The organism is Sporosarcina jiandibaonis, from assembly GCF_013184495.1.
Taxonomy (GTDB): domain Bacteria; phylum Bacillota; class Bacilli; order Bacillales_A; family Planococcaceae; genus Sporosarcina; species Sporosarcina jiandibaonis.
The window spans coordinates 94,680-118,560 of the sequence record NZ_JAAOIY010000004.1 but is presented as its reverse complement, the minus strand read 5'-3'; the positions used below and the strand labels follow the sequence as shown (position 1 = coordinate 118,560).

At 42.0% G+C, this 23,881-nt stretch carries 22 protein-coding genes; all 22 read right to left on the bottom strand.

Annotated elements, in window-relative coordinates; genetic code table 11:
* On the bottom strand, window positions 1–882 hold the full coding sequence (gene flgL / locus G8782_RS11925) for a flagellar hook-associated protein FlgL (RefSeq protein WP_172371449.1): 882 nt from the start codon (window positions 880–882) through the stop codon (window positions 1–3).
* Between the two features lie 26 nt (window positions 883–908).
* On the bottom strand, window positions 909–2,174 hold the full coding sequence (flgK, locus tag G8782_RS11920; protein WP_172371447.1) for a flagellar hook-associated protein FlgK: 1,266 nt from the start codon (window positions 2,172–2,174) through the stop codon (window positions 909–911).
* A gap of 25 nt (window positions 2,175–2,199) precedes the next feature.
* On the bottom strand, window positions 2,200–2,685 hold the full coding sequence (locus tag G8782_RS11915) for a flagellar export chaperone FlgN (RefSeq protein ID WP_172371445.1): 486 nt from the start codon (window positions 2,683–2,685) through the stop codon (window positions 2,200–2,202).
* A 14-nt stretch (window positions 2,686–2,699) separates the two neighbouring features.
* Window positions 2,700–2,966 carry a flagellar biosynthesis anti-sigma factor FlgM gene (gene flgM, locus G8782_RS11910; protein WP_172371443.1) on the bottom strand — a complete coding sequence of 89 codons (267 nt, stop codon included), beginning with the start codon at window positions 2,964–2,966 and terminating at the stop codon, window positions 2,700–2,702.
* A 19-nt stretch (window positions 2,967–2,985) separates the two neighbouring features.
* Window positions 2,986–3,414 carry a flagellar protein gene (locus tag G8782_RS11905; RefSeq protein ID WP_172371775.1) on the bottom strand — a complete coding sequence of 143 codons (429 nt, stop codon included), beginning with the start codon at window positions 3,412–3,414 and terminating at the stop codon, window positions 2,986–2,988.
* Between the two features lie 66 nt (window positions 3,415–3,480).
* Complete coding sequence (locus G8782_RS11900) at window positions 3,481–3,903, bottom strand: flagellar basal body-associated FliL family protein (RefSeq protein WP_172371433.1); 423 nt, start codon at window positions 3,901–3,903, stop codon at window positions 3,481–3,483.
* Between the two features lie 18 nt (window positions 3,904–3,921).
* Window positions 3,922–4,668: a flagellar motor protein MotB gene (motB, locus tag G8782_RS11895; protein WP_172371431.1), complete on the bottom strand. Its 747-nt coding sequence runs from the start codon at window positions 4,666–4,668 to the stop codon at window positions 3,922–3,924.
* A complete protein-coding gene (motA, locus tag G8782_RS11890) occupies window positions 4,655–5,452 on the bottom strand; it encodes a flagellar motor stator protein MotA (RefSeq protein ID WP_172371430.1) in 798 nt (265 codons plus the stop codon). The genes motB and motA overlap by 14 nt, the downstream gene beginning before the upstream one ends.
* A 27-nt stretch (window positions 5,453–5,479) precedes the next feature.
* Complete coding sequence (gene fliS, locus G8782_RS11885; protein WP_172371428.1) at window positions 5,480–5,860, bottom strand: flagellar export chaperone FliS; 381 nt, start codon at window positions 5,858–5,860, stop codon at window positions 5,480–5,482.
* 16 nt (window positions 5,861–5,876) lie between these two features.
* A complete protein-coding gene (gene fliT / locus G8782_RS11880) occupies window positions 5,877–6,266 on the bottom strand; it encodes a flagellar protein FliT (RefSeq protein ID WP_172371426.1) in 390 nt (129 codons plus the stop codon).
* Window positions 6,266–7,747: a flagellar filament capping protein FliD gene (fliD, locus tag G8782_RS11875; RefSeq protein WP_172371424.1), complete on the bottom strand. Its 1,482-nt coding sequence runs from the start codon at window positions 7,745–7,747 to the stop codon at window positions 6,266–6,268. The genes fliT and fliD overlap by 1 nt, the downstream gene beginning before the upstream one ends.
* Window positions 7,748–7,775: 28 nt before the next feature.
* Window positions 7,776–8,120: a flagellar protein FlaG gene (gene flaG / locus G8782_RS11870; protein ID WP_172371422.1), complete on the bottom strand. Its 345-nt coding sequence runs from the start codon at window positions 8,118–8,120 to the stop codon at window positions 7,776–7,778.
* Window positions 8,121–8,561: 441 nt separating this feature from the next.
* Window positions 8,562–9,272, bottom strand: a complete 711-nt coding sequence (locus G8782_RS11865) for a glucosaminidase domain-containing protein (protein ID WP_172371421.1) — start codon at window positions 9,270–9,272, stop codon at window positions 8,562–8,564.
* A gap of 134 nt (window positions 9,273–9,406) precedes the next feature.
* Window positions 9,407–10,237 carry a flagellin N-terminal helical domain-containing protein gene (locus G8782_RS11860; RefSeq protein WP_172371419.1) on the bottom strand — a complete coding sequence of 277 codons (831 nt, stop codon included), beginning with the start codon at window positions 10,235–10,237 and terminating at the stop codon, window positions 9,407–9,409.
* A gap of 177 nt (window positions 10,238–10,414) precedes the next feature.
* Window positions 10,415–10,639 carry a carbon storage regulator CsrA gene (gene csrA, locus G8782_RS11855; RefSeq protein WP_172371417.1) on the bottom strand — a complete coding sequence of 75 codons (225 nt, stop codon included), beginning with the start codon at window positions 10,637–10,639 and terminating at the stop codon, window positions 10,415–10,417.
* Window positions 10,640–10,642: 3 nt separating this feature from the next.
* Window positions 10,643–11,089, bottom strand: coding sequence for a flagellar assembly protein FliW (gene fliW / locus G8782_RS11850; RefSeq protein WP_172371415.1), 447 nt, complete (start codon window positions 11,087–11,089; stop codon window positions 10,643–10,645).
* A 16-nt stretch (window positions 11,090–11,105) separates the two neighbouring features.
* The gene (panF, locus tag G8782_RS11845; protein WP_172371414.1) at window positions 11,106–12,548 is read right to left on the bottom strand and encodes a sodium/pantothenate symporter; all 1,443 of its coding nucleotides are present in this window, start codon (window positions 12,546–12,548) and stop codon (window positions 11,106–11,108) included.
* Entirely contained in the window at window positions 12,545–12,823 is a 279-nt protein-coding gene (locus tag G8782_RS11840) for a YhdT family protein (RefSeq protein ID WP_172371412.1), read from the bottom strand. Before G8782_RS11840 ends, panF begins: the two co-directional genes overlap by 4 nt.
* Window positions 12,817–14,421: a gamma-glutamyltransferase family protein gene (locus tag G8782_RS11835; RefSeq protein WP_172371410.1), complete on the bottom strand. Its 1,605-nt coding sequence runs from the start codon at window positions 14,419–14,421 to the stop codon at window positions 12,817–12,819. The genes G8782_RS11840 and G8782_RS11835 overlap by 7 nt, the downstream gene beginning before the upstream one ends.
* Before the next feature lie 299 nt (window positions 14,422–14,720).
* Window positions 14,721–15,671 carry a nuclease-related domain-containing protein gene (locus G8782_RS11830; RefSeq protein ID WP_172371408.1) on the bottom strand — a complete coding sequence of 317 codons (951 nt, stop codon included), beginning with the start codon at window positions 15,669–15,671 and terminating at the stop codon, window positions 14,721–14,723.
* 433 nt (window positions 15,672–16,104) lie between these two features.
* Window positions 16,105–19,677 (bottom strand): S8 family serine peptidase, encoded by a 3,573-nt coding sequence (locus G8782_RS11825; protein WP_343035056.1) that lies wholly within the window; start codon window positions 19,675–19,677, stop codon window positions 16,105–16,107.
* Between the two features lie 422 nt (window positions 19,678–20,099).
* Entirely contained in the window at window positions 20,100–23,717 is a 3,618-nt protein-coding gene (locus tag G8782_RS11820; protein ID WP_246231653.1) for a S8 family serine peptidase, read from the bottom strand.
* Window positions 23,718–23,881: the final 164 nt, after the last annotated feature.

Sequence of the window (23,881 nt, the reverse complement as noted above, 5' to 3'; positions counted from 1 at the left end):
CTATCTAAGAAAGTCCAATAAACTTGGTTGAATCAATTTTGCGGTAGCTGCGAGGCTTGCTTGGTAGATGCTTTCTTCGCTCTTTAGTTTTGTAATGGCTACTGAGTAATCGACGTCTTCGGTTTTTGATAACATTGATGTCAATTCCATTGTGCTATCTTTGATCCGATTGTTAATTGCTTCAACTCGGTTTTGCCTAGCGCCGACTTCTGCTGCTACTGTTAAAATTCGTTCGATTCCTTGATCAAGTTGCTCTAATGGTACGGATTCACCGGAACGGATTTTCTCAGCAAGATCGTTCAATGTTTTAAATAGATTGGCTTCAGCTTCTGCATTTCCGAATAACTGGTCCGCCGTCACATTTACTTTAACTGACACGCCGTCGCCGATGGAAACTGTTTTGGTGCCTGTATCAAATGTATTTTCTTCATATGAATTAGGATCAGGGAATGGCGCCTGTTTTGTATTAAGTCCATTGAACAAATAGTTGCCGTTTACTCTTATGTTAGCGAATTGACGAATTTGCTCGGTTAATTCTTCTACTTCTGCTGCGATGACCGTGCGTCCATGTTCAGATTGAGTGCCTGTATCTCCTTGGACCGCTAATTCCCGGGCACGTTGCATGACACTCACCATTGAATTGATGGTTTGATCTGTTTCGTCGAGCCATAAGGTCGCTTCGTTTGTATTTCGTTCGTATTGTTCGTTTGTGGCAAGAGAACTTTTCAAGTTCATGGCCTTGCTTACACCGAATGGGTCATCTGAAGGGCGTTGAAGTAGTTTTCCGGATGACACTTGGTTATTCGTTTTTTCCCAACGACTCAAGTTTTGATTCATATTATTTATTGAATTTTGATGAAGCATTTGATGTGTAACTCTCATTCTATTTCCCCTCCAATCTCCATTGATTAACGTGCGGCCATCCGGTTAATAATCGTATCAAGCATTTGATCGACGGTTGAAATCATGCGCGCCGCCGCGTTATAAGAATGTTGGTATTTAACTAGATTAACCATTTCTTCATCCAGAGAAATTCCTGTCATTGATTGGCGTCGATTGTCCGTCGCTTGTAATGCAGCCTCGTAATTAGCGTTAAAGTTTATAGCAGCTTGGCTTTCTGCACCCAGTTTACTGACGATTGAACGAAAGTCTTTTTTTACACTTTCATAATTATTTTCATCAAACGAACTAAAAGGTGCAATTAAATCAATATTTTCATCAAGCACAGGATTAACTGCGAGTGAGTCGATACCATCACCGGCAAACAGATTCACACCGGGATTGTCATCTGTACCAGACATCTCACTTGCTACGACGAAATCCGTAACTACTGTGCTAAAGTTTTCTTGGTAGGCGTTAACAATTTCTTTTGATTGGATGAGCCCGGACAATTCGCCGCCAAATAGTTCACCACCATCATCAGCAGTTGGAATGTCAATCTGCGTCAAAGGGGTATTTGTAGAATCCGATTTCAAGCTGATGTTATAGATGCCATTCGGTTGTTCTGAAACATTGATTGCGACCATTTTTGATAATTCTTCTACCAGTACATCACGCTTATCTAGCAGGTCATTTGCCTGTGTGCCGCTGCGTTTAATACTTTCATTCAATTGTGCTATCTGGCTTAAATAACCGTTTGCTTCGCTAACCTTTTCCGCGATTTGATTGGTTAAACTGTCGTTTAAATAAGTCATTGAACGATTTATTGCCTGGGCCGTTTCTACAAATTCCTGGGCACGTTCTTTAATGACCACTTTCGCTGAAAGGCTCCCCGGATCATTCGTTAAGTCTTGAAAAGCACCCCATAATTGGTCCATTGCCGATTGAAGTCCCGTTTCGCTTGGTTCATTAATAATCGTTTCAAGACGATCTAATGTCTCTTGCTTAACGGACCATTCCCCGAGTGTTCCGGATTGGTCTCGATATTGATGATCTAAAAAGCGGTCACGCACACGCGTAATGGAGTCTATTGAGACTCCTGAACCTAGCTGACCAGGATTTATTTGACCACTTGTCCAAATGTCTAATGATGCTGAAGTTGTTGCATTCACTTGTTGGCGCGAGTACCCTTTGGTATTGGCATTTGCCATATTATGGCCCGTTGTGGCAATGCTTGCTTGACCAGCCATTAGTCCGCGCTTTCCAAGCTCTAACCCGTGAAATGTCGAAACCATATGCTTCCCTTCCTTCTATCTGCACTTAAGCTTTACTATCAAAAAATCCGTGATTGATTGTTTGCGATTTTTGTCTATCTAAAGGGGATTGATAATTGAAATGTTGTTGCTTCGATTTGACAACTTGGTCAACCATGTGATGAACAAAGCCTAACGAATCTTCTATAAGTCTTTCATTTACTCGATTCTTCGTTTGCAAATCTGCCATAAGGCCCCTTAATGTATGAAGTTGTGCTATTATTTTCTCTTTTAATAAATCATCTGTAAGCTGTTCGACGAATTGGTTGAAGTTAAGAGATGGATGTTCTTCCAGTAGGTTATCTACAAGCTGAATGCGCTCATTTTCGACTTGTTCAAGCTGCTTCACTAGAACTGCTTCTTCCGTCACCAGTTGATTTAATTCATCAATTTTCCGTTCAATTAATACCGTTCTCTTTTGTTCGGCATAGCGTATCAGTTTCTTTTGTATTTGAATTAATTCTTTCATCGTCGTGATTACTGAGTTAATCACTCGACCACTCCTCTTTACTTGAACCAATATCCAAAGATTTTATCTGCAACTTCTTGATTGTTTACTTGATATTCACCTGATTGAATTTGAGCCTTTAATGCGTTGATTTTTTCTTGTCTTTCAACTTCTTGTAGATTCTTTCCATACATCTCTTTTGCTTGGTTGGAAATTTGTAGTTCATCTTCTTTTTGTATTGGTCTCATTTTTTCTGTTTTAGATACTTGCATTTGTTTTTGATATGATTGAATAAAGGAAGAACTATTAACTTTATCGATATTCATTCCTTCACCGCCCTGTCTCTTATTTTTTTAAACGCCAGTATTTTGATTCCCTTGAGGCTGTGAACTGTTCGCTTCCGATTTCTTTCTCCAATTTATCTATTTTTAATGTTTTATTGAGATCTGTTGAAAATCGGTCGAAACAGTCAACACATAAAAGTTGTTTTTTTATTAGTTTACTACAATGTGCACATGAATACCCAAGATTGGGAAAATCTTCAGCATAAATGCGGCCATCACGAATGAACTCAGCTATTTGTTTTAATGAAACACCCGTACTCGCACTGACATCTTCCAGCGTGACATTGCGGTTTTGTTCTTTTTTTAAGTATTCGGCAATGCTATTATATTTTTCTTCAACTTCTTTACAGCAATCTTTGCAGTAATCAGTGTAATTCTTCAAAAATAAACTTCCGCATAACCGGCAATTATCCAACTGCTCTGAAATCATGTGACTCACTTATATCCTCCTTATATATATCGGCATTTCATTTAGATTGTTTAGCGGAACTTTACATTATTGTAATTTGAATTCTGTTACCAATACTCTATCCACTTTACCTGCATCGAAAGTATTATTGAGTTTTGCCAACAACTCTTGTTCAAGTGAGACAATTCCTTTTTCTCCTGTTAGCTGGTCTTTTGTAAAACTAGCTACGGTCGAAATGATAGCCGCTCGTACTTCAGGCGTTCGCTTTTCCATTTCTTCTTTTGCTGCGTCATTACTTAACAACAAATTAAATTGGACAACCGCGAAATTACTTGAAGCTAAATTAGTCGTGATGATATCGGTATCTATACTTAATTTTGTCAGATCTTCAACTGTTTTCACTTTTTCACTTTTAGAACCTAGCACTCCTATGTCATAGAAATGAACTGCTCCTGCGCCAATTGAGGCTAAAATTATTGTGGAAAACAGAATTATTAAAAACTTCTTCATACTTACACCTCTATATAATTAGTTTGGCTTTTGATAAGGCAAGATTAAAACTTCTACTCGACGATTTTCCGCTCTACCCTTTGCCGTGTTGTTTGTAGCGATTGGACGATACTCGCTGTAGCCAGTTGCGCTAAAGTTTTGCGGTTTCAAATCCTGGTTTTCAAGAAGCACTTTCATGAAATTGATTGCCCTCGCGGTGCTTAATTCCCAATTGGTTGGATATTCTATTGAATGCGATGGGACGTTATCGGTATGACCTTCAATCAGTATTTCGCGCGGCAAGTCGGTGACAAGCAAATTAGAAATTTCTTGAGCAACTTTTCTCGGTTCTGCGGAAATATTTGCTCCGCCTGGCGGAAACAAAATTCCTTCAGTGATTTTCAGCACCAACCCTTTGCTTGTCAGCGTCGTTTGTAGTCTCGGTGAAAAACCTTTTTCTTCAATATAGCCTTCGATTTTCTCTTGAAGTTCGCTTAATTCTTTAAAGTCTTGTTCCATCGAAATATCGGAGTTTCTGGCTTCCTCTTGTTTTATTAATTCTTGAGGAATAACCGTTTCAACAGCGGCTTCATGGTCTAGTATATTTTTTCCGCCTTGAAGCTCACTATTGAATGAGTCAGATATTTGTTTAAATTTCTGTGCGTCTATTTCACTCGCAGCAAACAAAACAATAAACAGGGCGAGTAATAGCGTCAAAATATCGGCATAAGGGATTAGCCAGGACTCGTCGACATGATCCTCATCCTTTTTTCTACGCTTCGACATGGGTACCTTCCCCTTCGTCTGTCTCCAGTACTCGATCTTTTAAAGATAAATGGGTGAGCAGTTTCTCTTCCACGACTCGTACAGGCAGACCTTCTTGTATAGCCAGAAGCCCCTCTAACATAATCAGTTTGTTCGTTACTTCTTGCTGCGATTTCCGCTTCAATTTATTTGCAAATGGATGCCATAATACATATCCCGTGAAAATTCCAAACAACGTAGCAATGAACGCTGCAGAAATCGATTTACCTAGTAATGAAATATCATCTAAATGGCCAAGTGCCGCAACTAAACCGATGACCGCACCAAGTACGCCTAAAGTCGGCGCATAAGTACCTGCTTGTGTGAAAATTTTCGCACCGACATCATGTCTTTCTTCCATTGCAGATATTTCTTCTTCCAACATTTCTCTAATAGATTCTTGAGATTGCCCGTCGACGAGCATTTTTAATCCGCGTTGCAAGAAAGGATTTTCCACTTCTTCGGCTTGTTCTTCCAAAGCAAGCAACCCGTCTTTTCTCGCCACAATTGCCCATTCCGTAAACATCGGTATTAATTCTTTTACCGGAATGAGTTTTACTTCACTAAAAATCACTTTAAATAGGCTAGGTATTTTCTTCACTTCATTAATCGGGAATGCAATTAGGATAGATGCAGCGGTCCCGGCAAAAATAATAAGTAATGCAGCCGGATTGTATAAAGCAATTGGATCCGAACCTTTTAATATCAGACCCCCTACCAATACGACAAAACCTACTATTAGGCCTATCCATGATGTTTTATCCAAATCAGTACCCTCATTTCAATTCTTAAATTAATTATTTTCTTTCATGAGCTTGATAACTTGCTTCCATGTGTCCGTTAATTTGTAAACATGCCCTTCCGCTTCTTCCAGAATGGTTAGGTCATTTTTCATATTCGCTTCGATCAGGCGATTATGGATATATTCGTATAGTTGCGCCATATTGTCTGCCACTTCGACGTCTCGATTCAACGTAATTTGAAGTTCTTGAATGATCGCTTGCGCCTTAATTAAATTCGTATTTTTTTCTTCGAATTGCTTTTCTTCCATCGCTCGTTTGGCCAACTTTATGAACCTTAAGCAGCCATTATAAAGCATGAGCGTCAACTCCTGCCCCGAAGCTGTCATGACTGAGTTTTGTTGATATGTTTGATAAGGATTGGTCATTACCATTTTAAATCCCCCTCTTCTATTTCCTTTTATCGATAAATGAACCTTCTGTACTTGTATTCTGATATGCGCCGAAATACTTTTGGGAAACTTGTTTATTTTGATTGATCCGGTTCATTTTTGCTAGAAAAGACTGATGAAGCCGATTCAATAACGGTTGCAGTTTTTGTTCATAGTCTTGTAATTTCTTAATTTGTTCACGATCGGTAGTTGCCCATTGAAAATTGGGTTGTTTTGTATACGTTTCAAGTTGGTCGATGACTTTTTGACGTCTTTCAAAAAGTCTTTGTACGACTTCTAATTCTTCAGGTTCGTTTTCTTCCATATTTGAATTTATGGATAGTGCTTGAACATAGACTTCTTCAGTCAGTTTTAGAAGTGTATCGAGCTCTTTTTCGTAACCGCTCATTACATGCCACCGAACATATTCTGCTGCATCCACATGCTTTGTGAATTCATTTGGCTTAACGCTTTTTCCATTGCCGTAAACTGTTTCCAATAGCGGTCTTCTAACCGAATCATTTTGTCTTCCCATCTGCTAATTTCTTCGTTCATTCTTCTGATTTTTTTGGAAATTATGCTGTTATCAACAGAACTGCTTGGGCTTCCTGCCTGACTGCTCAGACTTTTGACAATCTCATTCAGCTCTTTATAAACACGGTCACCAATTCCAAGGCCAGTTCCATCTTCGGATTTATTGGTGAATAATTGCATAACTTCGTCGGGTTTCTTGTTTAGTGCTTCTGTTAACTTCACTTCATCAATGAAAAGCTTTCCGCCTTCTGTGTATGCCCCTGTGTTGATGCCGATTTGAGACAGCAGGCTGATATTTCCAGCAACAATGCCTTCAACTGGGTCCATAAATGCACGCCTTAGATCTTGCATAGCTTTTCTTAATGTTGGGTCATTCCGAAGCAATCCACTTCGTGCTTTTTCTTCCCATAATTCAATTTCATTTTCCGTCATGTCCTTCTTTTGTGCATCCGAAAGCGGTTGGAAATCGGGATAACGTTTTTCAATCAATTGCTTCTCTATAGTCGAAATCGTTTCATTGTATTTTTCTACGAAGTCTTTAATCATGGCCAATGGTTTTTCCGGATTAGACTGGACTGTGACCGTTGTTTCTGGACCGGCTTGTTTCAAATCCAAAATGAGGCCGTTGACTGTTGTTCTGTTTGTTTTGAGTCCATTGATTTCAATGCCGTCGAATTTCACTGCGCCATCTGTGGCGTTTGTGGTTGTTAGACTTGTTGCGTCGCCATCGTTGATAATTTGTTTGGCAAGCGCTGCGTTCCCATTAAAATCCAATGTGAAGTTTTGTTCTGCTCCCATTCCTTTTGTGGAAATGAAGAACCGGGAAGTGGTGTCGTCAAAACTGACTCGTAGTTCGGGTACTTGTCCTGCTGTTGAATCTTGGAGTTTTTTTGCCACTTCGGCATAGGTCATGCCTTCTGTTATCTCAATTTCAATGTCGCCACCACTGCCTTTGACTGTCATGATTCCATTGGTCGTGATTTGGTCCGTTGATTTTGCAGCTACACCCGGTTCTTTTTCTATTGCATTTATCGAATGCATTTTTGCTGAACTTGCGAGACTCATCACTTGAACTTTGTATGTACCACTGACCGCATTTCCGGTTGTTGATACAGTTACGCCACTTGAATCTGATGACGTCGCACTGTACGCATTAAAAGAAGATTGTAGTCGCAAGTTACTAGCGCTCGTTCGTAAATTTGATAACGCCAAGTTGGTATCACGAAAGGCTTCTTGTTGCCATTCTGTAAATGCCTTTTTTTGCATCAATTTATCCAATGGCATTTTTTGCACCTTCATCAAGTCTCTGATAATTGAATCCGTATCCATACCAGATGCTAAACCACCAATACGCATTTATCTCACTCCGTCCTTTTATTCTCGTTTATAATTGCTCGTCCACCATGAATCCCATCATTTCTGTCATAGAGGCATACATATCGAGGAATTTTTTATTGGGGATTTCTTTTAGGACTTCGTTTGTTTTTGAATCGATTACTTGGATGTAATATTCATTCAGTTCTTCATGTAATTGAAATTTTACAGCTGTGGAAGTCGGTTCTAAAAAATCATTCATGCCTTCTACTTTGTTAAAGAGCATGTCTTTTGTAATCTTTTCTTGGAGATCTTCTTGTTTTAGGTTAGTTGTTAGTTCGGTTTGTTTATTAATAGGATCTTTCTGTGATGCTACTTTTGGAAATTGAATGGTCGGTGTGTTTGTCACTTCCATTTGATTATCCCCTTATCTGTTTGTAATGGACGTTAAAGCACTATAACTTATATATCGGCATAAATCGGGGATTATTTAGGGGTTTTTCAATATAACTATTTTTTCTTTGATACCGTTGATTTCCGTTTCGGGCGGACGCTTTCCACGGGCATCACCTCAATCTCCTCGTCACTAAAAGCGTGCTCCCAAACGCTTCGCTTTTCGGTCGCAAAAGCCGTTCTTCGTCACGGCTCTTCCTGCGGGGCTTTCGGTTGATAAGGAAAGAGTGAACTTTCTCTTTCCATCTTTACCCTCTATTCCCGTAGGAGTCGCCACCCTACACTGCAATCAACTACAGATTCCGTTTTATTTTTCAGGTTATTAAGAGAATAAAAAAAGATACGGAATTGAATTGGTGTCAATTCTTCCCATACCTTTACGTCTTTTAGGACTGCTTTATTCTTATGTGAGTTTATTTAATTGGCGGCTGACGCCTGTTGTCCAGTGGTTGTTCAGACCTGTGGGATCATTGGCTGCGCCTACTGGGGCGTATTTGGCTCCAATTTCAGTAATTGTAGTTTTTCCTAGATTTAAATAGTTTTGTCTAAGATTACGTGCCATGTCGAAAATGCTTTCTTCGACGGAATCATAACTTCTGAGGCCATTTCTTCCCATCATGCCCGCGATATTGTTTTTCTCGTGGGCGGCTTTTGATGAACCATTGCCCGTTTCGTGGATTGCGATTGCAGAAAGTAAATTCGGATTTATGTCGTATTTTTTCCCGGCATTGATGAAATGAATTGCCGAATCGCTTAATTTGCCGGCTAATGTGCTATCCAATTTTAGGAACTGTACCGGTTGAAAGTTCAGGTCCGTAGATACTGAAGGAATTGTTGAAACTTCTTCACCGCTTGATTGTTTGAGATTGAATGGAAATGGCGTATTTGTAAGCTGTGAAAAGCTTTGATTTTCTTGTGTAAAACCTGTCGCTGATTTATTTGTTTCTAGACCTTGCATCATTGATTCCAATAACATCGAAAACAAAGAACTCACGTCTTGCATATTGTTTAATGAATGATTGGCGGCGTCTGCCCTATTTATAGCAGGCATGGCCTTCGCCATTGAAGCCATTGTCGTGTAATAAAACCAATTCGAAGAAATCGGACTCGTCACTTTTGTTACACATCCTTAATTGAATTGTTATGCATTTAGTTTACAGGAGAAGTTGCGAAATGAATAGAGGGACTTTGAAAGAGAATAAAGTAAAAGGAACTCTAGCGGTACTAGAGTTCCTTTTAGGTTTAAAATTAACGTAATAGTTGAAGAACAGCTTGTGGCTGTTGGTTAGCTTGAGCCATCATAGCTTGTGATGCTTGCGTTAAGATATTATTTTTAGTGAATTCCATCATTTCAGCTGCCATATCTACATCACGAATACGTGATTCAGCGGCAGTTAGATTTTCAGATGATGCCGCTAAATTATTAATCGTGTGTTCCAAACGGTTTTGATAAGCACCAAGTGTTGAACGACCTGTAGAGACAGCTTTGATTTGGGTATCAATAGTTGCAATCAATGCTGTTGCAGTATCTGAATCTGTAACATCAGTTTCACTTAAAGTTCCAACCGCATCTAGGATAGTTGAAATATTAATCCCTTCTGTTTCGAAAGCAAGTTCCATTCGCTCTGCGTTATTAGCACCAGTTTGAAGGTTAATTGCACCATCTAACTTTAATATATTCTGACCATTAAAAGCGGTGTTATCCTGAATTGCTTTAATTTCTTTACCAAGTTCAGCTAATTCACCGCCAATAGCTTCTCTTTCATCAGTACTATTAGTATCGTTAGCTGCTTGGACAGTCAATTCTCTCATTCTTTGTAAAATAGAATGAACCTCACCAAGTGCACCATCAGCTGTTTGAATCATTGAGATTCCATCTTGAGAGTTACGTTGAGCTTGGTCTAAACCTCTAATCTGGCCGCGCATTTTTTCAGAAATCGATAGTCCAGCTGCATCATCTGCACCTTTATTTATACGCATTCCTGAAGAAAGTTTTTCCATTGAATTTTGAGCTGCTCCACTCACTTGACCCATTTGACGATGTGTGTTGAGTGCTGCGATGTTGTGATTGATAATCATTGTGTATTACCTCCGTGTAATGTTTTTTTATTTTTGCAAGGGTCCAATTCCGTTTGAACTTCCTTACATTATCTTTATCGGATGGTTTCTGGGAATGTTTAGTGTTTTTTTGTAAATAGTTTTATTTCTTTTTATTACAACGTAGAAAGACCTGCAAAAATCGCAGGTCTTTCCTTGTTATTTATTCGTGAAATTTAATAAATCACTTACGTTAATAGTATTTGAAGCTGCTTGTTTGTTTTCTTCTTGGATTTCCAAGTAGATTTCTTTTCGGTGGATGGTGATTTGTTTGGGTGCTTCTATTCCCAGTTTTACTGTTTCGCCATCGATTGCGGTTATTGTGATTTCGATGTTGTCGTCGATTATAATGGATTCGCCTTTTTTTCTACCAAGTACTAACATCGTTTACACCTGCCCTGTAGCCGCTTGGAATAAAGGCTGTTTGATGGCGTAGCTTTTATTGTCCAAGACGATTTGCATGCCGAGTTGTTTTTTATTGTTAATGATTAATGGTGCTTTCAGGTTTGTGGTTGCGCTATTTATTTCCCCCGGGACTGTGACGGTTGTTAGGACGATGGCGTCAGCTGGATCTTCTAGTTCAAGCCGCTCCACCATTTGTTCTGCCAGTTTGACGTCGTAGTCTTTGAAAAAAGTGAATGGATCGACTAAAAATAGGCTGACTTCTTCTGCTTCGATTGATTGCAGGAAAAAGAATGGCGTTTCATCGCTGGCGTCCGCCGGTACTAATACATACTTCTTATCGTCTTCGAATCCTGGGATGCCTTTATTGAATGTGATGATGCTTTTATCTGCTACTTCGATTTCACCGAAACGGGTTGTTTGAATTTTCATAGGTAGCTCCTTTCATTTAAAACAAAAATTCCTTCTTCTTGATTAGCAAACTAAACGCAATATAGGCGACGAACGAGAAGACGATCGGGAATGTGACGGTGTGCACGCCGAGCAGGTTACCGAATGCTTCGTTGTAATAATGTAGCGCGATATAGGAAACCATTCCTGTGATCATCGATGCGATTGCGCCGTATTTGTTGCCGTATTTCCAATAGAGGCCCATGACGACTGGCCAGATGAAGGCGGCTTCGAGCCCCCCGAATGAGAATAGATTCAAGAAGATTAAGAGTTCGGGCGGTTGTAACGCGAGTAGGAATACGATGATTCCGAGTATTCCAGTCACGCCAAAACTCAACCATTTGACGGTTTTCTCTTTTGCGTCTGGTTTAATAAAATTCAAGTAAACATCTTTGACGATAGCTGAACTCACGAGCAAAAGTAGTGAATCTACAGTCGACATGATGGCTGCCATCGGGGCTGCGAGCACGATTCCTGCAAGCCAAGGCGGTAAAACTTCGAGCGCTAGTAGCGGAATCACTTTGTCCCCGACATCGATTCCCGGTAAAACAGGACGTGCAAAGATCCCGATTAAATGCATGTTCAGCATGATAAATCCGGTGACGATGGTTCCGATAACGAGTGCACGGTGCATGGAGCGTGAATTTTTGTAGCTCATTGCGCGCACCGCCATTTGAGGAAGCGCGACGACGCCGACACCGACTAATATCCAGAAAGAGGATACATAGGCAGCTGTTAAACTTCCATCCGCTCCGAATGGCGTGACGAGACGCGGGTTTTCATTCAACAAGTCTTGCATGATCGCTGGCACTCCGCCTCCTGCGATGATGACGCCGACGAGTAAAATAAGCGTTCCGATGACCATGATCGCCCCTTGCACGGCATCGGTCACCGCAACCGCGCGGAAACCGCCGATGACGACATAGACGAGGACCGAAATCGCGAAAATGAATAGCGCCGACGTGTACTGAAGTCCGGTGAGCGATTCAATGAGGCGACCGCCTCCGACCCACTGCGCTGTCATTGCGGAAAATAAAAAGATAATGATGGCAATAGCCGATAAGATCGCGACAGCCGGGCTGTTGTAGCGAACTTTCAAGAAATCGATCATCGTTACGGCATTGTATTTCCGTGCTAAAATGGCGAATTTCTTTCCAAGGATTAAAAGGACAAAATACCCCGTGACGACTTGCGTCATCGCGAGTAAAACCCAACCAAAACCGACTGTATAAGCGGTTCCCGGTCCTCCGAGGAAACTCGATGCGCTTCCGTACGTCGCAACCATCGTCATCGCCAGTACAAAACCGCCGAGTTCGCGGCCGCCCAGGAAATAGTTTTGCAGAAAGCCCTTGTCCGACTCCATTTTCCTCGATGAAATCAAGCCAATCGCAAAGATCGCTACGAGAAAAATGACTAATGGTGCGATAACGCCGATGTTCATAACTCTTCTTCCTCCTCTTCAAACGGTACTTCTGTGAGGAAGAACTTTGCGATTATGATGACGAGAATCGAAATCAGGATAAAGCCGACGACACAACTATAGAAAAACCATGCCGGTAGTCCTAACACATACGTGTATTCCTCTACCGGACGCGATCCGAGTCCATAAGCGAACCCGAACCACCAAATGAAGTTGAAAATTGCGAGCACCACGCCGATTAGCGCTTCGCGGTGCGCAATTTTGAACCGCCAATCTGTATTGCTTTTATTTACCATAAGACAATCGCTCCATCTGTTCTTGTTTCAGTTCCTCCCGATAATACGCCCGTTTCAGGATTGCGCCATATGATTTGGCCGCGTCCGAATGACCCGTTATCGAGCGTCGGTTGGATGTCGTGCCCTAATCGAGTAAGGGCTTGCGCTAAGTGATTCGGGAAATTCGGTTCGACGTGAACGGTATTTCCTTTGATCCACTGCCATCTCGGTGAATCGAGTGCGGCTTGCGGGTTTAATTCATAATCAATCGTATTTATGATCATTTGGAAATGTCCTTGCGGCTGCATGTAACCGCCCATGACTCCGAAAGGACCGACTGCTTGTCCGTCTTTTGTCAGGAATCCCGGGATGATCGTGTTATAGGAGCGCTTTCCCGGTTTTAACGCGTTCGGGTCTGTTGGATCAAGCGAGAAATCAGCGCCGCGGTTTTGAAGCGCGATTCCTGTATTTGGAATTACGATGCCGGAACCGAAGCCCATGTAATTTGACTGGATGAAGGAGACCATATTCCCTTCTCCGTCTGCTGTCGCTAGGTAAACGGTGCCGCCTTTCGGGAGGTCGTACGGTTCCGGAATTGATGCTTCTTTAGTGATTTTTTCTGCACGCTTTTCAGCGTATTCATCGGAAAGTAAATGTTCGACATCGATCGGCATTTCATTTTCCTCGGTGATGAACGCTTTCCCGTCGATGAATGCTAGTTTCATAGCCTCGATTTGTTCATGGAGCGTTTTCGTGTCTCCAGGGACTGCCGGGCTTAATTGGGAATAAATATTGAGCGCCATGAGCGTCACCATGCCTTGGCCATTCGGCGGGATTTCCCATACGTCATAGCCGCGGTAGTTTGTCGAAATCGGTTCTACCCATTCGACTTTATACTTTTCTAAGTCTGATTTTCGCAAATACCCGCCGTGTTGTACCATGAAGTCTTCGATTTTGTCGGCGATTTCTCCTTTATAGAAGGACTCTGCATTTGATTCGGCAATGGAACGTAAGGTTTCAGCATGTCCTGGTGATTTCCACACTTCCCCGATTTCCGGCGCGCGGCCATCAGGCGCAAACGTTTCGAACCAAGCGTCGAATTCTTCTGTTGTGAATGAAGTGCTGAATCTCTTATACGCTAGCTTCCAGTACTTGCCTAGAATTGGCGTAAGCGGGTATCCTTCTTCTGCATAGCGAATAGCTGGTGCGAGTGATTCTTTCAGAGATAGTTTACCAAACTTTTTTGATAATTCAGCCCAAGCTGCCGGGACACCCGGAATTGTGATTGGCGTTAAGCCGTGTGTTGGCATTTTTTCGTGGCCGGCTGCTGTTACTACGTCGATCGTGAGTGCTTCTGGTGATGGACCGGATGCGTTTAGTCCGTGAAGTTTGTTATTTACCCAAACGAGTGCGAATGCGTCGCCTCCGATTCCGTTTGATGTCGGTTCGACTACGGTCAGTGCCGCCGCCGTTGCGATCGCCGCATCAATAGCGTTTCCGCCTTGGCGCATGATTTCAATTCCAGCTTGCGCGGCGAGCGGTTGTGACGTTGCTACCATTCCGTTTTTTGCGAATGCGGTGTGTTTTATTGAAGGGTAAGGATTGTATAAGTAGTCCATTTTCATTCCTCCATTTTTTGTGCTGTTTTGGTGTGTTTTTGATTTATGTATGTGTATTCATTATACAGAAAGAGTGGGTGGCGTGGGGAGTGAAATTGGGGAGGGGGATTGGTTTGGTTTATGCGCGAATTTTGTGGGTTATGCGCGCGAGCGGTGGTTTATGCGCGGATTTTGTGGGTTATGCGCGCGAGCGGTGGTTTATGCGCGGATTTTAAGAATTATGCTCTTTCATACTGCTCGGTACATGTAATCATAATTTATTCCATATAAAAGACACCTCGCATTTTGCAAAGTGTCTTCTATTTTTTCAATATATAGTATGCCGCTTTTCCTCTGCCTTTCATTTCAAGATTTGATTTTACTAATAGCCTTCTGGCAATATTCCGGTTTGGTGTATTGGTGAAGTAGCGAAATTCGCGGTTCGTCATTTTACTATTTATTAACATAAACCAATCCATCGCAGCACCTTCGTGTTCAGTCCGCCCCGTGTATTTGCATCGTGGACAATTCCATTTTTGCACGCTCCACTTCATACCTACGTGTAAACATTTCGGGCAGATGACGCCTGGTATTATTTCTGCGGGTTTTATTTTCATCGATGAAGCCATGGGAAAAGGATTGTATTCGTCATGATGTCGTATCATCTCATTTGCAAGTTTACCGATTTCACTTTTGTTTAGAATTGTTTTTATAACATGCAGCGATCTTAAGTAATCTGGAATTTCGTAGGCAAATGCTATTTTCGTTCCTGTTACATTGTTTACAGTTAATTCATTTGAGTAAGCGAAAGCGACAACTTTATAAATGGGTATATGTATTCCACGTTCAATTAGCCACTCTTTTAGATGAAATTCCTTCCGTTCTAACTCTGCAACAGGACTAGTCAACGCTTTCCTTCTGCCATCGATTGATTCTTTGATGTATTGGGTTGGATTTGAGGAAATAATTAATTTGTCTCCGATATTTTTCGCTTCGAAAATAATAATGAATGCTGGGGTTATTAAAATTGAATCCATTTCAAAATATATACCATTTTGTTTCAAACATATGCCATGTAGAATTGCGTGAGGATATATCGGTTTAAATTCGAGCATTTTTTTATCAAAATGTTGTTCTCCTCCAAACCCTGCTTTTCGATTGTATAATTGACTTTGAATATTTCCGAACTCTTTGTGCTCCGACATCAATCGCTTTTCAAGTGCAAGTAGTCCTTGAAGTTTTTTGGGAGTCGTCCTTTCTTTATAAATCAAATGGCATCACCTCAAGCTGAGTATAGCAAAAAACGTCGTTATTTAATAGAGTATTCTGTAAGTTTGAATTTTCATGTCGAAATTAGGCTTAAAAATGAATTTTGGATAGGTTTTTAAAGCAAAAACTAAATATTCGACCATTCTACTGGTGATTATTTAGATAGGAAATATGCGGTTGAATGCTTTTGCGCGCGTGGTGGATTTTATGCGCGGATTATTAGGTTTTTGCGCGCGGTGGTTGGTTTATGCGCGGGATAAATGGATTTATGCGCGAAAACAGCTTTTTCTATTGATGGCAGAAGGTTTATGCGCGGATTTTTAAGTTATTGCGCGCGGTGATTGGTTTATGCGCGGATAAATGGATTTATGCGCAGGAATGAATACTCAAAAAAACCGCTCCGAATTTTATTTCGAAGCGGTTCTTGAACAATAATTATTTTACTACAACAAACTTGCCTGGTCCGTTTGATTTGAATGTTGCGGTGTTGTTTTTGTATTTCACTTTGTATAATTTTCCGTTAGCCAAGTCTCGGGCCCATAGTTGAGTTGTTTTATCTACTTTAGATTCATCGACTGCGAGTGTGATGTCGATTTTTTCTTTGCCGATGTTGATTTCCGTTAGGTCCTCGCCTGTTGCAAAGCGGAAGGAATAGACGTCGGAAACTGCGTATTTGATTGTTAACTCATCTCTAGTTAGAGCGATCAATAGTGTTTCGTCTGTCGCTTCAGACAATTTCTTAACAACTTTCCTAGCTAGTGTGAAGGATAAGTCGTCACTTTCGATGACGAGATCTTTCTTCGAATCTTCTAGAGCTTTTACAAGCGCGCCATCAATTTCGAGATTCAATGCATCTTCGAGTTGTGGTACTGAAATTGTTACTTCTTTTGCTTTTTCATCCCCGATTTGTGATTCGATTTCATCTGCAGGGACGATATAGGTTATTACGTCATCCGGCTTTTTATTGCCAACAAAAATCACTTTTTCCGCTGAGTTGCCTGCCGCATCTACGTATTTCACTACGACTTTGTCTGCGTTTTTGTGGCCGATATCGAATGTGAATGAACCGTCTTGTTTAAGCGTGATTGGTTTTGAAACGGTTTCGCCTTCGATGGTTACTTCAGATGTTGCTTTGAGTTTCGTATTAATGTTGTAGCCGAGTCCGTATTTCTCGAGTTCAGCTTGGTAGTCTACGTATTTGTCTACGATTTTACCAGTAGCCGTCGTGCCTTCGACCCTACCTTCAATGGATCCTGCTGAAGATTTAACGACGACTGGACCGGCAAAGTCGCCGATTACCATTTCATCCGTTAAGGCTGTTAAGTTGATGGTGTATAAGCCGTCAGGAATTGTTGTTGCTGGGTCCCCCGACCACGGTTGGTATTGCCCCGTGACAGGTAGCGTGTAAGATCCCGCTCCTAATGCAGCACCAGCATGTAAATACCCGATGAATCCATCGCCGTATGCGCCGCCTGTAGGATTCATGATATCCCAAAGTTCGATATAGTTTTCTTCCACATCGCCTGTTAGCGTGAATGCGAGTTCTGCGGAATCTTTATAGCCATCGCCGTCAAATGATAAATCTGTTTCTGAAATGCTCATATTTTCAATGGTAACCTCTTCTACTCCGCCGAAATCTGCTGCGAATGGTAATGAAAGTTTGGAATCGCCGCCGTTGATGTGGATGTATCCAAGAATTTCATCGCCTGGCTTCGTTTCCGCATTTCGGGAAGCTGTCAGCGTCACGGTTACTACTTCTTCACCGTCCAATGTGAATGATTCTTTGTCAACCTTCACAGCTGCATCCGCGAATCCTTTTGTTACATCAACTGATACCTCAAATTTTCCGCCAACGTTTTCAAGATCTTTGACGAGAATTTCTTTCTTTACAGCTATATCTTCTTCTAGTGATTGGGGACCGAAAGTGACGGTGCCTTTTAAGTTTTCGATTTTTTCGCTTTCACTTTCCGGCAATGCTTCGTCTACTGCATATGCAAGGACGTTTGCATGTGCCGCTGCGTATGCATTTACACGTCCTGCGCCTTGTGCGAATACATCGTATTTATCTGTATCTAGTATTTTAGCGGTATTTGATAAAGCTACTTTGACGTCAAACGCATTCCAATCAGGATTTGCTTGTTGGATAAGAGCTGCGATTCCTGCGATATGAGGCGCCGCCATGGATGTACCCGTTTTTCGAGTGTAGGCATGTTCATACGTTGCCTCCGGAAAGTCGGCTTTGTACATCGGGATTGTTGACATAATGTTTGTTCCCGGCGCACTTACGTCTGGTTTGATGTCAAAATTGGGAACGGAAGGCCCGCGTGAACTTGATTCATTTACTGCGTCACCTTCAGTTTTTGTAAAATCTACATTCGTGAATGTAACTTTTCCATCCGCATTTTTAAGCGCGGCGCGAATTGCAGATCCATCCGTGTAAGACATATCTACTGTCGGAAGGAAATCAAAGTCGTCACCGAGGAATACGTTCGAAATGTCCGGTGAATTTGATCCGCCCGAAGAGTTGTGAATAATTGTAGCGACTGCACCTTTTTCTTTCGCGTTTGCGATTTTTTCAACGAATGGGATATCCCCACGTGCGATCAGTGCTACTTTTCCGTCGACGTTTAGGCCGTCGAAATCAGTCACTTTCCCTACTCCAGGGACTGCGACAAGATCGAATTCTCCTGCAAGTTGTTCCTCAAGGTTTGCACCAAAAGTTGTTGACATTAAATTCAGTTGTGAAGAAAGGTTGTAATCGCCTGCTTCAACTGAAACATTTACGTTATATCTTTTTTCTGGATTTGTCGTGTTTCCAACTGCGATTCCAAATGGCGCAGTTGCCGGTGTTCCCATCGTTCCGCGGTTCGGTCCGGAGTTACCTGTTGCGATTACTGAAATAACGCCAGCAAGCATTGCGTTATTAATCGCGAATGAACTCGCGTCTGTTTCAGTGTTTGCTCCGCCGCCTAATGAAAGGTTGATAACATCCATATCTTGAATTACCGCTTCTTCGATTGCTTTTATGATTCCGGAAGTCTGACCGCTTCCATAAGCGCCGAGAACTCGGTATGCGTATAGGTCTACTTTTGGCGCGATTCCTTTAATGCCATATTCATTGTTGCCGATAGCCGCGATTGTTCCTGCCACGTGCGTACCGTGGGATGTGTAGAACGAACTTCCATTGGCATCGAATTCCGGCATATTTTCTGGACGTTCTGCTGGTGATGTTTCAGATGCGTCATTGTCTGCTCGTTCTATCGTGTAGGTTGATGAGTTGGGAACAAAATTCTTTCCGCCTTTGTAAATTCCTGCGAAATCAGGGTGGTCCGCATCGATTCCCGTATCGAGTACCGCCACTTTGACTCCTTGGCCTTCATAGCCTTCAGCCCAAAGCGGTTCAATTCCTAGGAATGAAGTGCTGGTATCCATTGCGATTCCAACTTTGCCGTCTGCAGTTGCTGAATTATCTTCATAGGCATGTACTTCAGTGTCCGGTTCAACAAGCGTGACGCCTTCGATTTCGATTAGTTTTTCGAGATCGTCTGCTTTAACCGTTGCCGCGAATCCGTTTAAAACGGTGTCGTAACTATAGCCTTCTTTGAAAAGTATTCTGTTGGCATTCATTGCTTTTTTCATCATGCCTTGTTGCGATGCTATTCTTGCTCTTGCTGATTTTTCATGAGCTGCTGAGAATTTATTTCCTGCTACTTCTGTGATTCCTCTTTCTAGTGCAACAGGTTTTTCAGATAGATGGATAATTACATTTACTTCTTCCTGTTTCCCTTTTAATTTTTCGAGATTCTTATGTAATTTTGGCGCTTGTTCTGTCAATCGTAATTGTTCAGCAATCGCCATTTTTTGTTGCAAGACGCTTTCACTTTGCTGGTCCTTTTGAAATGGTTCTGTCTTTTCTGCTGACACGGATGAAATTGGTGTCAATAAGGAAAGAACCATGACGAATGCTAGGAAAGTGCTGACGAACTTCATGATATTATTATTCTTCAATTCTCATTACCCCCTTTATTTTATTTGCATTAATAGAAATTATACGACGACAAAATCATAACATAAGAGTATTGGAAATTAATAGAATCAGTTACTAAAGTTTTCAATTGTTAAGAAATGCGTCTTTGGGCACTTGGTGGTTTGGGTAATTTTGGTTAATTTGGATTATTGCGTGGGGAATAACGGGTGGGATTAGCTAGGGGGAGTTATAAGGTGTTGTAATTTAGGAGGAGGGGTGGTTTGGTCGTTTGGTGGGCGTATTTAGTCGTTTGAGTGTGGGCTTTAGTCGTTTGGGGAACTGCATTGGTCGTTTGGAGGCCGGTATTGGTCGTTTCGGCGGCTTCTTTAGTCGTTTCGCTAGTTTTTGAGTGTTAATCAAGAAAAACCACTCCGAAGGGATCTCCGGAGTGGCACTGTTTTAATTATTCTACTGCGACAAACTTGCCTGGTCCGTCGGCTTTGAATGATGCGACGCCGTCTTTGTATTTCAAGTTGTACGTTTTATTATTCTCTAGGTCGAGAACAGTAAGTTTATTCGTTTTCTCGACGTCTGAAACGTCGACCGGGATTGTGAGGTCGATTTTCTCTTTGCCGATACCAATTACAGAGCCGTCACCCGTTACAAAATTGATTGAGTAGACATCTGAAATTGCATTCGATTGAGAAGCTGCTTCTTTTGTCAACGCGATCGTTAACGAGTCTTCTATTCCATTTGCAAGTTTCTCGATTGCTTTTCTAGTAAGCGTGAATGAGAAACCTTCACTTTCGACGACTACGTCCATTTTTGATTCAACAATTGTATTGACAATTGCTTCGTCGATTTCGATATTCATGGCATCATCGAACGCTGGTACAGCGATTGTGATTTCTCTTGAATCGCCCCCAATTTGATCTTCGATTTCACCTGGAGAAACAACGTACTCTGGATCTTCTGGTTCTGGGTCAACAATGACTTCTTCGTATGAAACTACATAAGAAGCTTCAGCGCTATTGCCTGCCGCGTCGTTTACGAAGATAGTAACCGTGTTATCGCCGTCAGCAAGTCCAGTTACATCGAATGCGAATGAACCATTCTGCGCAAGGTTCACTGGGCCGCTAGATACTACGTTGCCGTCAGCATCTTTCGCTTCGAATGTTGTTGCGAGTTTAGTATTAAGGTTGTAACCGAGTCCATAATCTGCAAGCTCAACTTGGTACTCGATATATTTATCTACGATATTACCTGTAAACTCGTACGTTGATTCTTCTGCAACATGTTCTTCTGCTGCTTCAATTTCAGCAGGCGTGCTCTTTACGAAGAGTGGTCCATCCCATACTTCAATAACAGCAGGACCTTGCCCACGATTAACTGCCGTGAAATCAACTGTGTAAATTCCATCGGGTATTTGTGCAATGCCGGTGCCTCCCCAAGGAGCATATTGTCCGTCAATAGGAAGGGAATAGCTACCTGGTGCCAATGAGTTACCCGCGTGTAAATAACCGATGTAGCCGTCACCGTAAAAGCCGCCGTCAGGATTCATTATATCCCATAGTTCAATGTAGTTTGTTCCCACATTATTTCTAAGCGTAAATTCTAAACCACCAACATCTTTAATGCCGTCATTATTAAATGAAAGATCCGTTTCTGTTAAGGCATAATGAGGTACAGGTTGAAAAGGCGGTGGCGAGAAGTCCGCTGCAAACGGCAATGATAGATTCGTTTCACCGTCTGAAATGTGAATGTATCCGAGAAGTTCACTTCCAGCTGGTGGTGTACTCGCTCTTGGTGCATTCAGTGTGACGTTAAGTAATTGCTCCCCGTTAAGCGTGAACGTCGGTTTATCGACAGTGACAGTCGCATTGCCGAACTTTTTCGTCACTTGAACCGATACCGTGTAATCACTTGCGTTACCGGAAAGGTTTTTCACGTTAATTTGCTTCGTTACTGAAACAGCGCCGTCTTTGACTTCAGGATGGTGTCCAAATGTGACAGTTCCTTTCGTGTTAATAACTTCAACGCCGTCAGATACAACTGTGTCTAGGGCATATGCAAGCGCGTTAGGATATACCGCTTCGTATGGCTGGACACGGCCAGGACCTTGAGCGAAGACGTCGTATTTCGTTGTATTTAATACTTTCGCCGTATTGGATAGCGCGACTTTTACGTCAAATGCGTTCCAATCTGGATTCGCGTTCATGATAAGCGCCGCAACTCCTGCAATATGCGGTGTTGCCATTGACGTTCCTGTTTTACGTGTAAATGCTTTCGAGTAATCTGCATTCGGGACTTCTTTTCCGTACATCGGAATTGTCGACATAATGTTCGTCCCTGGTGCTGATACGTCAGGTTTGATATCGAAGTGCGGAGTTGTAGGTCCACGTGAACTTGAATTATTCACTTCATCGCCTGCCGTGTACTCTGTGTTAAAATTCGAAAATGAAACCGTGCCGCTGTTTGATGCTAGTGCCGCCCGTAATGCATCGCCATCCGTCTGAGACATATCGAATGATGGAATGAACCCGAAATCATCTCCAAGGAAAACGTTTGATGGTCCAGGTGCCCCTGTACCTCCACCGAAATTGTGAATTAATGTCGCAACTGCCCCGGCGTCTTTTGCCGCTGCAATTTTATCGACGAACGGAATTTCTCCGCGGGAAATGAGTGCGACTTTTCCGGTTACGTCGATTCCGTTATAATCTGCCGGTTTTCCGACTCCCGGGACCGCGACGACTTCAAATTCTCCAGCAAGTTGAGCAGCGAGATCCGCGCCGTAAGTTGTTCCCATTAGTTTAATGTTTGAGGTTTTCGCATAACTGCCTGCCGCAACTGATACGCTTGCATCGTGCATGGCCTCTGGATTTGTCGTGTTACCAACTGCAATCCCAAGTGCCGCCGCTGCCGGCGTTCCAATCGTACCGCGGTTAGGACCTGAGTTACCAGTTGCTGAAACAGATACCGTACCTGCCAGCATTGCATTGTTAATCGCAACTGTATCTGCAGTAGTTGATGAGTTATTTCCGCCGCCAAGAGAAAGGTTGATAATGTCCATACCTTCTTCAACCGCTTTGTTGATACCTGCAATTACACCAGCGTTCGATCCGCTACCGTAAGCGCCGAGAACACGGTATGCATGCAAATCAACTTCAGGAGCAAGTCCCGAAATTCCGTATTCATTGTTCCCAAGAGCTGCAATGGTTCCAGCTACGTGCGTCCCGTGAGATGTATAAAATGAACTTCCGTTTGCATTAAATTCTGGTACACCGGGCGCTCGTTCAGATGGCGTTGTTTCATAAGGATCGTTATCTTCACGCGGGCTCGAGTACTTAGCATCATGCGGTATAAAGTTCCAACCACCTTTGTAAATGCCTTCGAATTCAGGGTGATGATAATCGATTCCTGTATCTAAAACCCCCACTTTGATTCCTTGGCCTTTAATGCCTTTGTTCCAGATTCTCTCTATACCGAGGAATGAATGACTTGTATCCATCGCCGGGCTCACTTCTCCGCCTGCATTTAGTGATGAATCTTCATAGGCATGAACTTCAACAACCGGCTCGACGAGTGTTACGCCCTTGATTTCAAGAAGTTTCTCAAGGTCGTCCGCTTTCACTGTTGCTGAAAATCCGTTTACTACCGTTTCATAAGTAAAGCCTTCTTTAACAAGAAGTTTCTGTAATTTCATTTCTTTTTTAACTTGCTTTTGTTGCGCATTTACTTTTTGTTGAGATTTAGCCCGTTCGGAAGCAGTAAAAGGAAGTTGCTTCACTTTCTGTTTTCCTTCTGATAATGCAACCGGGTCTTCAGAAAGTTGAATGATGACCTCAACCTCGTGTTGACCTTTTTCTTTTTGCAAATCTTGATGAAGCTTTGGCAGTTGCTTTTGAAGTTGCTCTTGTTCGGCAATCGCCATTTTCATCTGCATAATGCTTTCATTTGTACCAGATGGCTTAAACGGCTTGCTTCCCGAATTGGCCGAAGCAAATGCAGGTGTTAGGAGTGTGAAGATCATGATGAATGTTAATAAACTGCTAAAAAACTTAACCCTGTTCTTACTCTTCAAGTTCATTCCTCCCTAATTCATCTTTCAGGACACTTGTCCAGAAGTGTCTGACAATATGAATCTATCATAAATAAACTGAAAAAAATGTCGTTTTCTGACTATATTAAAAATTCATTCTTAAGTACTATTCTCATTAAGTTGTTTAGTAGTTAAAAAGAGATGTC